Here is an 11383-nt window from a genome sequence, read left to right on the forward strand (position 1 = left end):
ATGCCATACCTGAATGTTGACGAGATAGAGTCCGCGCTGGAAAACCTGGCAGCCGCCTATCCGGACTTGACCACCCTTATGACGGCGCCGAACACCACTCACGAAGGGCGAACCAGCCACATCCTGCGGCTCGGTGCTGGCGACCCGTCCGCGGACGGAGTCCTCATTCTGGGCGGCATGCATGCCCGGGAGTGGGTTCCGCCGGATGCCCTGATTTCTTTCAGTGCCGACCTCTTGGAGGCCCATGAGACCGGCACCGGATTGGGCTACGGCGGGGCCGCCTTCTCGGCCGCTGACGTGAGCAGCATCCTTGAATCGGTGAACATTTTCATCTTTGCCTGCGTGAACCCGGACGGGCGGCGTTTCAGCCAAGCCAGTCAGGCGTTGTGGCGCAAGAATCGCCGCCCCAACGGCGGCGGCGGCAGCTGTCTCGGCGTGGATATCAACCGCAATTTCGATTTCCTCTGGGACCATCTGGCAAAGTTCGCGCCGGACTCCGGCGTCAGCGCCTCGGACAACCCCTGTGATGCCAACGTGTACCGCGGACCCGCCGCCGGATCAGAACCTGAAACCCGCAATGTCGTGTGGATGCTGGACAACACACCCCAGATCCGCTGGCACATGGATGTGCACAGTGCGGTGCCTGTCATCCTGCACAGCTGGGGGAGCGATCAGAACCAAAGCACCCAACCAACCCAGACATTCCTCAACACTGCTTTCGACGCCGTACGGGGCCGAATCAACGACACCGCCTATGGGGAGTTCATCCCAGCCGAGGATCTGGACCTGGTCTCCTCCGCGAGTGCGCGCATGAACGATGCGGTAAAGGCCGTGCGGGGTGACAACTATGGGGTGGAACAGGCGTTTGGCTTGTATCCAACATCCGGCGCGAGCGACGACTATGCCTTTGCCCGTCATTTTGCTGACCCTTCCCGGTCCAAGGTGTACGGCTTCACTGTGGAATGCGGTCACAGCTTCCAGCCGACTTGGACGGAGGCAGAGGAAGTGATCAAGGAAGTTTCGGCCGGACTCATCGCCTTGTGCCTAGAAGCTGCCGAGCTGGCGGTTGGCTCGGTGTCGCATGTGAGGGGCAAGGACATTGCCTTGGTGCGCCAGACTCCTGGCTGGTCAACCATTCCGGTGGCTTTCTCCAACGGTACCGGTGGCTGGGACATCACCAACGGTGCAGCCCCCACGTTTATTGGAAACTGGGCCAACACCCCTGGGGTGCGCATCGTGACCGGTGACTTCAACGGCAACGGACTCACCGACATTGCGCTGGTTCGCCAAACCCCGGGCTGGGCGAGCATCCCGATTGCCTTTGCGAACGGTTCGGGCGGTTGGGACATCACCAACGGTGCAGCCCCCACGTTTATTGGGAACTGGGCCAACACCCCGGGTGTGCGGATCGTGACGGGTGACTTCAACGGCAACGGGCTCACCGATATTGCCCTGGTCCGCCAAACCCCGGGCTGGGCCAGCATTCCTGTCGCATTCGCGAACGGTTCCGGTGGTTGGGACATCACCAACGGTGCAGCCCCCACGTTTATTGGGAACTGGGCCAACACCCCAGGGGTGCGCATCGTGACGGGTGACTTCAACGGCAACGGGCTCACCGACATTGCCCTGGTCCGCCAAACCCCCGGCTGGGCCAGCATTCCTGTCGCTTCTTCCAACGGGTCTGGCGGCTGGGACATCACCAACGGTGCAGCAGCCACGTTCATCGGAAACTGGGCCAACACCCCCGGGGTAAGACTCACCAACGGAGACTACCGCTAGCAGCGACCCGTCTGGTCACCAGGAACAGTTGCTCAGCTTTGCAGCAGCTCCCGCAGGCCGTGAATGAGCCACGGATTCCACCACGTCCAGTCGTGCCCGCCCGTGACTGCGCTCAAGCTGATGTCCGCCCCCAGCGGCGCCAATTGGTTGAACAGCTCCTGCGACGTTTGGTGAATGTCGCTCTCGTAGATGCCCGCCTGAAGGCGCAGCACCACGCGGTCCAGCACTTTCTCCAGTGGTTGGGAAAGGTCGTAGCGCCACAGCGACGGGGACTGCGCCAGTGCCACCCCCACCAGTTGTGGGTACCTGGCCACCTGCCACAATGAAGCCAGTCCGCCGTAGCTGGCCCCGGACACAATGGTGCCGGCGGCATCGCCGCGTACGGGCAGTCGCTCACGCAACACCGGCAGCAAGTCATTCGCCACAAAATCCACGGTTCCGTTGGGGCCGCTGAGCTCATCGGATCTGGTCTCCGAATCCAGGGAATCGATCATGGCTACATGCAGGGCCGGGACGATGCTGGAGCGAATGGCCGCATCAAGGGTGTCCTTGAGATTGAGGTACTTCGCCCACACCTGACCGTCATGCAGGAGCAAGAGAGGTGTGTCGCCGTCGCGCGTCCCCACTGGAGGGGAGTAGACCCACACCGTGCGCAGGCGCCCGGACAGGGAGTCTCTGAGAGTAAGCCCCTCCAGACCGGCTGAGGAACGTGTGCCAGCAGCATCGGCTCGCTGGCTCCCGACCATGGCAGGGCTCCCGGCTGATCGGTTTGTCACGGCAGGGGCCAGCCATGGGGCCGCTGGTGCCCCGGGCAACCGGAGCACTGAGAGCGCCCCGCCGTTCATGCCGGCACCCAGCAGGGGGTTCAGCGGGTCCGGTCCGCCGGCGTCGGCAGCCGTGCGGATGGTCCGGCGGTCTGTACTGGCCTGCCACGGCGCCGGTCCGGCACCCTGGTGCGTGGTGATCCTGTATCCGCACTCCCAGTCGGCCGGCATGAGCAATGTCAGCGCCCACAGTCCGGACGCATCCACTTTCTCAAACTCGCTCGCACCCACATTTCTATGGTTGACCAGGGCATTGGCTGACAGGACCACGGCCGTGGCTTCGGGGGAGCGATGCAGGAACGTCACGGCCCTCTTTACGGGGTTGCCGTCGGGGGAAGGGCCCACCAGCGGCAAGCCACCGGGAATGCCTAGCAGATTCGACTTCGCTGTGGCGTCCAGTGCTGCCCAGTGAGCGGCGAAATGGCCCCGCAAAACTGTCACGACGGGAGCGGGGCTGGCCACCGGGTCCTTGGCGGCTGGGAAATCCTGCGCCAGGGAGCTGCCGCGAGCCCCGCTCATGCCGTCACCTCAACCGCGTCGTGCCGCACGATGCTGAGTGATTCTGTCTCACCCTCAGGTTCCAGGGGCACCACCAGGGGGCCGCCTGTGGCCGGATCCTCGATGACAACCGACTCAATGCCGTAGACCTCGCGCATGATTTCGGGTGTGGCAATTTCGCGAGGCGGTCCTTGGGCCACAATTTTTCCGTCCCTCATGGCAATCACATGGTCGGCGAACCTGAACGCCAAGGCCAGGTCATGCAAGACCGTCACCAGGGTGTAGTCCCCGGTGCGGTGCAGCCTCCTGCACAGCCGCAGCACGTCCAGCTGGTGGGCTATGTCCAAGAACGTTGTGGGCTCATCCAGCAACAAAATGGGGGTGTCTTGGGCCAGCGCCAGTGCCAGCCAAACCCGTTGGCGCTGCCCGCCGGACAGTTCGCCAACCGCCCGCTCCGCCAGATCCGTGACACCCGTAGCCGCCATGGCGTCGGCAACCTTGGCCTTGTCGTCCTCGGACCACTGGCGCAACAGGCCCTGATGCGGGAACCTGCCCCGTGCCACCAGATCGGCAACCGTGATGCCGTCCGGGGCGGACGACTGCTGGGGGAGGAGGGCCAAGCGGCGGGCCACATCGCGAGTTTTGTAGCCATGAATGTCCCGGCCGTCCAGGAAGACCTCGCCGGCCGTTGGCTTCAGGAGCCGGGACAGGGCACGCAATAGGGTGGACTTGCCGCACGCGTTGGGCCCGATGATGGCGGTGAAAGATCCGGGCGGGATCACCACGTCCAGGGCCACGGAGATTTGGCGCCCGTCATAGCCAAGGCTGAGGCCCCGACCTGACAGGACATCACCGCTTGCCGGGGCCGGTGCAGTGGTTGGTGTCTTCACGAGGATTCTCCTTTTCAGAGAAGTTTCAGTGGTTGAGAGGATTAGATTTGTTTACTGCGGGTGACCAGCCAGAGCAGGTAGCAGCCGCCCACCAGACCCGTCATCAGGCCGATCGGGACGTGCGCCTGCAACGGCAGACGCTGGGTGAGCAGATCGCAGGCCACCAGCAGGGCAGCCCCCATCAGGGCGCCGGTGCCCATGGGGACATGCACGGAACGGGTCAGGCGGGCAGCAAGTTGTGGTGCCGCCAACGCTACGAAGGCAATGGGCCCCACTGCCGCCGTTGCCACTGCTGTCAGTCCGACGGCGGCCGCCATGGAAGTCAGCCGGCTCGCCTCGACCCGCACGCCCAAGGCGCGAGCCACGTCGTCGCCCATCTCCAAAAGGCCCAGACTGCGGCCCTGGATCAGCAGGACCGGCAGCAAGAACGCGACGGCCAGCATGACGGGGATGGCGTGGTCCCAGCTTCGCCCGGCCAAAGACCCGGAGAGCCACATTTGGGCTTGGGCGGCCAAGTCTTCATCGCCCTTGCTGAGCAGGACAGTGTTCACGGCCGCCAGAAGTGCGCCAACACCAATCCCGACCAGGACCAGACGGTAGCCACCGCTCACACCGCCGCGCACTGATAGCAGATACACCACGGCGGCGGCAAGCAAGCCACCGGCAATGGCGGCTAGGGCTGTGGCAACGGGGCCGGCGTTGAAGAGGATGATTTGGGCCACCGCGCCGGTGGCGGCACCCGTGGTGAAACCGATGATGTCGGGGGAGCCCAGCGCGTTGCGGGAGATGGACTGGAAGGTTGCCCCTGCTGCGCCCAGGCAAAGGCCCACACCAATGGCCGTCACAGTGCGGGGCAGCCGGATACGTTGGATGACCAGGGTGGCCTTGGGGTCATCGGATAATCCAAAGACGGCAGCCATCACCTCGGAAAACGACAAGGAGATGGTGCCCGTCTGCATGGCCACCAGTGCCAGCAGGACCGTGGCGGCGGCTATCGCCAGCCCCACCGACACAGTGCGGTTGCGGGGCAGGCTGCGCATTTGCACCCTGAGCGGGGGTTTGGTGATGCTCACAGCTGCACCAGCTTTCGTCGTCGGGCCAGGGCGATGAACACCGGCGCCCCAATGACAGCGCTCATTACTCCGGCGCTGAGTTCCCCCGGTGCCGCAATGAAGCGTCCCAGAATATCTGCCAGCAGCAGCAGGATGGCGCCAAGGATCATCGAGAAGGGCAGGAGCCTGCTGTGGTTGGGCCCCACCAGCATGCGTGCCATGTGGGGTGCCGCCAGGCCGAGAAACCCGATCGGGCCGGCGGCTGCGGTGGCCGCACCGGCCAGTAACAAGATGGCGCCTGTTCCCAGCAGCCAGGTGGTGCGCATTTTCAGCCCGAGCGCGTTGCCCAGGTCGTTGCCGAGTGAGAGCGAATCCAGGCTCCTGGCCGTGGCGAGCCCCATGATGAGGGCCACTAAGCAGGCTCCCACTACCCACGGGACAACGTCGTAGCCGCGGCCCTGAAGGGACCCGCTGGCCCAATTGACAAAGTTGCGCAAGCGGCGTGAATCACCGGCCAGGATGATGATGCCCGTGAACGAGCCCAGCATGACGCTGAGTCCCGCACCGGCTAAAACCAGCCGAATGGGGTTGTTGCCGGCGTCGTGGGCACGGCCCAGGGCATAGACCACCAAAGATGCCGCCGCTGCCCCGGCAAAACCAAACCACATGTACTGGGCAGGGGACGTTGCGCCGAAGAAGGCAAGCCCCACAGCTACGGCTGCGGCAGCGCCGGCGTTGATGCCCAGGATTCCCGGCTCCGCCAAGGGGTTGCGGGTCAGCGCCTGCATGAGCGCGCCGGCCAAGGCCAAGGCGGCACCTACCGTGATGGCCAGGATGGTGCGGGGGAGTCGCAGCTCAACGACCAACAAGTGGGTGCTTTCAGCGGGATTGAAAGCGGTGATGGCGTTCCAGGTGTCGGCCGGCGCAATGGGGCGGCTGCCGGTGGACAGGCTGAGCAGGCTCAAGAGGAGCAGCAGGAACAGGCATAGGGCCCAGGCCATGGTGGTGACTGGGGCGCGCCTGTGTCGGGATTGAAACACCTCTAGGCGCCGCATCCGGCAGGGGGCATCATGGTGGTTCTCATTTCTTGGGGCTTGTGGGTGCGTTGTTGCGGCCGCGGGCGGGTGCAGCGTTGGTAAGCCTAACCTAAGAAGACTGCGGAACCCGCCGCCTTAATGGCAGGAGGCGAACTATTTCCTAGAACCGGCCACGCCTTCGAAAAGTGAGATGTTTCACATTCTGGGAGTTTTAGTGACGTATTTTGGACTTTTGTCACCCCCGGAGCCCTGTTGTTGGGGTGGTCATGAAAGTGACCGCCGAGCGCGAATGGTCCGCAAGAACCGCCAAATTGCGGGACATTCAAGGGCCGGGAAGGCGGCAATTGGAGCTGACGCACGCAGTAGCTGCACTATCGCTTGTTGTTGGCGCCTGTCAAGCATCAAAAAAGAAATAACGTCAGGAAAATATGACTTAAAGAACTTAGGTAAGGCTATGCTCGCTTCTGTTCACTTGCCCGAAAGTAACGGGTGCCGACACAAATCAGCGAGGCCAAGACCATGGAGTCCCCAAAAGTAGTGCTCGTGACAGGAGCAGCAAGCGGCATTGGCCGGGCCTGCGCCTGGGCCGTCCACCAGGAGAATCATCCGGCGGATGTGCTGGTGCTGGCTGACCTGGATATGCCGGGATTGGCTGAGTTGGCCAAGGATCTCACGGGCCGGCGCATCATCGCCGTTCCCACGGACGTCAGCGACCCGGTGTCTGTTGACATTCTGTTCTCGCTCATTGCCGAACGCCCCGAACCTCTGGGTGCGGTGATCCATGCGGCAGGCGTGTTGGCCACGGGATCGGCCCTGAGCGCCGGAATTGATGCTTGGCGGCGCACCATGGCCGTCAATGCCGACGGCACGTTCCTGATTGTCACCTCAGCGGCAAGGCTGCTGATGGACAGTACGGGTGCCAACAGGGCCCTGGTGCTGATAGGTTCCAACGCCGCCGGTGTGCCGCGGGCATCCATGCCCCTGTATTCCGCATCAAAGGCGGCAGCCGCCGCCCTGCTGCGTTGCGTTGGCCTGGAGCTGGCCCCCCATGGTATTCGCGCCAACACGGTGTGCCCGGGTTCCACCAACACCGCCATGCAACGTGACTTTTGGGGTGATGACCAGGTCGCCGGTGAGCAGTCAGTGCTCACCGGCGACCTGGCCCAATTCCGTGTTGGCATCCCCCTGGGCCGAATGGCCCAACCCGAAGACATTGCCAACGCAGCAGTTTTTCTCCTCTCGGAGCAGGCCCGGCACATCACCATGCAGGACATCTACGTTGACGGCGGCGCAACGCTGCGTGCGTGAACTACGCGACATTTTCAATGAAAGGCAACTCATGACTTTGCAAGAAGCAGAGTATTCAATCCCGGCGTCCGACTGGCTGCACGACCCACTGGCTGAGTACAGGCAAGGGGACTTCCTCATGTCCGGCACCGCCGGAAGCATTCTGGGCCGCGGCGGCAGCCGGCTGAGCATGGGCCCCCACAACAGTCGCCAGATCCTGGCCGGACATTTCGCGGCCGCGGGGCGGCGCTCTGCCATCGCGGGGGTCCTGCCGTTCGTCCCCGGCGGCAGTGGCGAGTTTGTGGTCATGGATTCAACCCTGCGCGGCCCCCGCCTGGCCCCGTCAGGCCCCGCGCGTGCAGTAAAGGACGGCGGCGCGGCCATGGCGCCCAATGCCCCGGATCCGCACTTCACAGCTGCCGTGGCCAAGGCGTTGACCAAGTTCACAGCTGACGGCCTGCAAAAAGTGGTGTTGGCCCGTTCCCGCAGCACCACCTTGCCGAAGCCCCTGGACATTAATCAGCTGCTGGCCCGGTTAATCAGGCAGAACCCAACAGCCTACGTTTTTGCCGCACCCTTGCCAGAAGGGCGCACCCTGGTGGGTGCCAGTCCGGAACTGCTGATCCGCCGCAACGGCACCATGGCGTTGAGCAACCCGCTGGCCGGCTCCGTTCCCCGCTGTGCTGATCCGGTGCAAGATTTGGCGAACGCCGCCGCGTTGTTGGAGTCCGCCAAGGACTTGCGTGAACACGCCATTGTGGTGGAGATGGTGGCGGAAGTCCTCAACCCCTTGTGTATCAACTTGCAGGTCCCGGCGGCTCCGGAACTGGTGCGCACCGGTTCAATGTGGCACCTGTCCAGCAAAATTTCCGGACGGCTCAAGGATCCCGAAGCCACGTCCCTGGACCTGGCTTTTGCCCTGCACCCCACACCCGCCGTATGCGGCTGGCCAACCCAGATGGCGTGCGATCTGATAGCGGAACTGGAGGAAAGCAACCGGGGCTTTTATGCCGGCGCCGTGGGCTGGATGGATGCCGCCGGGGATGGCGAATGGGCAGTGAGCATTCGCTGTGCCGACGTCTCCAATGATGATTTGCGTGTGCACGCGGGGGCCGGCATTGTCCCCGGCAGTGATCCGGAATTGGAACTTGCCGAGACCGAGGCCAAGTTCCGCACCATTCTGGCCGGTCTGGGCGTGACCCAGCCGTGAGAACGCCGGGAACCGTCGCGTGGCCGCAAACGAATGCCGATGACTACCGCCAGCGCGGCTATTGGACCGGCGAGCGCCTGGACACCATCGCTGCCGCCCATGCCGTGGAGCGGCCCTACGTCATTGCGCTGGTGGATTCCGCCGAGCGTGTCAGCTATGCCGAGTTGGAGCGCCGGGTTGCAGAGCTGGCCGCGGGTTTTGCGGCACAGGGGATTCGCCCACGCGACAGGGTCCTTCTGCAGCTGCCCAACCGTGTCTCCTTTGTGGTGAGCGCCCTGGCTCTCATGCGGGCAGGGGCCATCCCCGTTTACCTGCTGCCGGCCCACAGGATCAGCGAACTCTCCGCCATTGCCGCGCAGGCGGATCCCGTGGCCTACATTGGCCCGGCCATTCATGACGGCTTTGACTTCCGGGACATGGCCGCAGTTCTGGCCCAGGGCATTCCCGGGGGCTTGATGGTCATGATCGACGGCGCCCCGCGGGCCTCCCAGCTGGACCTGGCCCAAGTGATGCGGCTCGGTGCCGTGAGCCCCCGCCCGGTCCCGGAGGTGGACTCCTCCGACTTGGCTTTCCTGCAGCTGTCCGGGGGCACTACGGGGACCCCCAAGCTCATCCCGCGCAGCCATGACGACTACCTGTACTCGGTCCGGCGAAGCGTTGAGGTGTGCCAGTACGGCGAGAGCACGGTCTTGCTGTTGGTGTTGCCGGCTGCGCACAATTTCCCCATGAGTTCACCGGGGTTCCTGGGCGCGCTGATGGCCGGTGGGCAGGTGGTGCTGGCGGCCCACGGTGCCCCCGAGCTGGCCTTTGCCCTCATTGAGCAGGAGCAAGTGACCCACGTGCCGCTGGTTCCGCCGTTGGCCTTGGCGTGGACGCGTGCCGCCCAGAACAGCACTGCCAACTTGGCAAGTTTGGACACCATTTCGGTGGGTGGGGCCAAGTTCCTGCCCGGGGCCGCCGTCGATCTTCAACGAGTGCTGGGGGTGCGTCTGCAGCAGGTCTTTGGCATGGCGGAGGGCCTTGTTTGCTACACCCGGGCCGATGACGACGCGTTCACCGTGGCAGAGACTCAGGGCCGCCCCATGAGCGCCGACGATGAGGTGCTGATTCTTGACGACTCAGGCAACCCCGTGGCACCGGGCGATCCTGGTCACCTGCTCACCCGTGGCCCGTACACCATCCGCGGCTACTACAAGGCGCCCGTGCACAACAGCACGGCATTCACCCCCGATGGCTACTACCGCACGGGCGACATTGCCCGCCAACTTCCCAGCGGACACCTGGTGGTGGAGGGGCGCAGCAAGGACCAGATCAACCGGGGCGGGGAGAAGATCTCCGCCGAAGAGGTCGAGGACCACCTGCTGGCGCACCCCAACGTTTTCGATGCAGCCGTAGTGGCCGTCCCGGACAAGTTCCTGGGCGAAATCTCCTGCGCCGTCATCGTGGCCGACGGACCACCACCCTCACGGGCTGATGTTCATGCGTTCATTCGCGGCCGGGGAGTGGCCGCCCACAAAATACCTGACCGGGTCCACGTTGTGGCGGCGTTCCCCGTGACAGGTGTGGGCAAGAACAGCCGGGCAGAGCTGCGCCGCACCCTCAAAGATCAGCTCACCCCAAGCGCCTAACCCCCCCCAACAAAGGATTTCTCATGCACAACGAACTTCCCCCGAGTATTGCTTACACCATGCCCACCGCCGGGCAGCTGCCCCAACCAGCTGTGCCGTGGGTTTCTGACCCCAGCCGGTCTGCCCTGTTGGTCCATGACATGCAAAAGCACTTCCTGCGTCCGTTCGGCGCAGGCCAGGAGCCAGCCACCACCTTGGTGGCCAACGTTGCCACGCTCATCACGTTGGCCCGGAAACTCTCCATACCCGTGTACTACACCGCACAGCTCGCCCACCAGCAGCCCGCGGACAGGGCCCTGTTGAATGACTTTTGGGGTCCCGGGATCGGGGCCAATGAAGACGGCGCCCGCATCATTGACGAGCTGGCGCCGCAGCCCGGGGACGCGGTGCTGACCAAGTGGCGCTATTCGGCCTTCCAGCGCTCCGACCTGGCCGAGACCCTGCGGGCAACTGGCCGGGACCAACTGATCATCACAGGCGTCTACGCACACATTGGCTGCCAGGTTTCAGCTGCCGACGCCTTTATGAATGACTTCCAGGCGTTCCTGGTGTCCGACGCCGTTGCCGACTTTAGCGCCGCCCACCACGCCCAGGCGCTGGCCTGGGTGGCTGGACGCTGTGGCGTTGTCACGCCAACGGAGTCCCTGGTTGCCACTTGGGCCCAGAGGCAGGCGCTGGCTGCGAGCGCCGTCGTCAACGTCAGCGAGCGAGTGAGGGCATACGTTGCCGAGCTCATGTATGTGGACGCAGCCAGCATTGGCGACCACGACGACCTGATGGAGTTGGGCCTGGACTCCATCAGAATCATGGATCTGGTGGAAACCCTGCGCGCGGATGGTTTGGCAGCTTCCTTTGAGGTGCTGGCCGGCGCAGCCACTGTGCACGAATGGGCCAAGGCTCTGGAACTGGCCACATCAGAACTGACCACAGTGGGGGTCAACGCATGAGCGCGCCCAGCAATCCCTTTGACAACGAAGAGGGCGTGTTCCTGGTGCTGAGCAATCTGGAGCAGCAACAAAGCCTGTGGCCGGAGTTCGTGCCCGTGCCCATGGGGTGGCACATCATTTTTGGGCCGGATTCACGCACCTCCTGCACCGAGTACATCGAGCGGCAGTGGAGCGACCTGCGGCCGTTGAGCCTGCGCGAGCACGCCCGCTCCAGCGCGTCCTAGCCCACTC

Annotated in this window: 10 protein-coding genes; 6 read left to right on the forward strand and 4 right to left on the reverse strand. The window is 64.2% G+C overall.

What is annotated here, in order from left to right; translation table 11 throughout:
* The gene (locus CVS27_RS18480) at window positions 1-1779 is read left to right on the forward strand and encodes a M14 family metallopeptidase (RefSeq protein WP_103467325.1); all 1779 of its coding nucleotides are present in this window, start codon (window positions 1-3) and stop codon (window positions 1777-1779) included.
* Window positions 1780-1811: 32 nt separating this feature from the next.
* Here the strand turns inward: CVS27_RS18480 and CVS27_RS18485 are convergent, their stop codons facing one another.
* From CVS27_RS18485 to CVS27_RS18500, 4 genes are read right to left on the reverse strand one after another with little or no spacing between them, the layout of a single operon-like run.
* Window positions 1812-3122 carry an alpha/beta hydrolase-fold protein gene (locus tag CVS27_RS18485; RefSeq protein WP_103467326.1) on the reverse strand — a complete coding sequence of 437 codons (1311 nt, stop codon included), beginning with the start codon at window positions 3120-3122 and terminating at the stop codon, window positions 1812-1814.
* On the reverse strand, window positions 3119-3991 hold the full coding sequence (locus CVS27_RS18490; protein ID WP_243400270.1) for an ABC transporter ATP-binding protein: 873 nt from the start codon (window positions 3989-3991) through the stop codon (window positions 3119-3121). The genes CVS27_RS18485 and CVS27_RS18490 overlap by 4 nt, the downstream gene beginning before the upstream one ends.
* Before the next feature lie 41 nt (window positions 3992-4032).
* The gene (locus CVS27_RS18495; RefSeq protein ID WP_243399902.1) at window positions 4033-5064 is read right to left on the reverse strand and encodes a FecCD family ABC transporter permease; all 1032 of its coding nucleotides are present in this window, start codon (window positions 5062-5064) and stop codon (window positions 4033-4035) included.
* A complete protein-coding gene (locus CVS27_RS18500) occupies window positions 5061-6044 on the reverse strand; it encodes a FecCD family ABC transporter permease (protein WP_103467352.1) in 984 nt (327 codons plus the stop codon). Before CVS27_RS18500 ends, CVS27_RS18495 begins: the two co-directional genes overlap by 4 nt.
* A 579-nt stretch (window positions 6045-6623) precedes the next feature.
* On the opposite strand from CVS27_RS18500, the gene CVS27_RS18505 reads away from it, so the two are divergent.
* From CVS27_RS18505 to CVS27_RS18525, 5 genes are read left to right on the forward strand one after another with little or no spacing between them, the layout of a single operon-like run.
* Window positions 6624-7388 carry an SDR family oxidoreductase gene (locus tag CVS27_RS18505; protein WP_207767566.1) on the forward strand — a complete coding sequence of 255 codons (765 nt, stop codon included), beginning with the start codon at window positions 6624-6626 and terminating at the stop codon, window positions 7386-7388.
* A 31-nt stretch (window positions 7389-7419) separates the two neighbouring features.
* A complete protein-coding gene (locus tag CVS27_RS18510; RefSeq protein ID WP_103467327.1) occupies window positions 7420-8577 on the forward strand; it encodes an isochorismate synthase in 1158 nt (385 codons plus the stop codon).
* Window positions 8574-10205: a (2,3-dihydroxybenzoyl)adenylate synthase gene (locus CVS27_RS18515; protein WP_103467328.1), complete on the forward strand. Its 1632-nt coding sequence runs from the start codon at window positions 8574-8576 to the stop codon at window positions 10203-10205. Before CVS27_RS18510 ends, CVS27_RS18515 begins: the two co-directional genes overlap by 4 nt.
* Before the next feature lie 23 nt (window positions 10206-10228).
* Window positions 10229-11152, forward strand: a complete 924-nt coding sequence (locus tag CVS27_RS18520; RefSeq protein WP_207767567.1) for an isochorismatase family protein — start codon at window positions 10229-10231, stop codon at window positions 11150-11152.
* The gene (locus CVS27_RS18525; RefSeq protein ID WP_103467329.1) at window positions 11149-11376 is read left to right on the forward strand and encodes an MbtH family protein; all 228 of its coding nucleotides are present in this window, start codon (window positions 11149-11151) and stop codon (window positions 11374-11376) included. The genes CVS27_RS18520 and CVS27_RS18525 overlap by 4 nt, the downstream gene beginning before the upstream one ends.
* The last annotated feature ends 7 nt before the right edge of the window (window positions 11377-11383 follow it).

It is taken from the genome of Arthrobacter glacialis (assembly GCF_002909445.1).
Taxonomy (GTDB): domain Bacteria; phylum Actinomycetota; class Actinomycetes; order Actinomycetales; family Micrococcaceae; genus Specibacter; species Specibacter glacialis.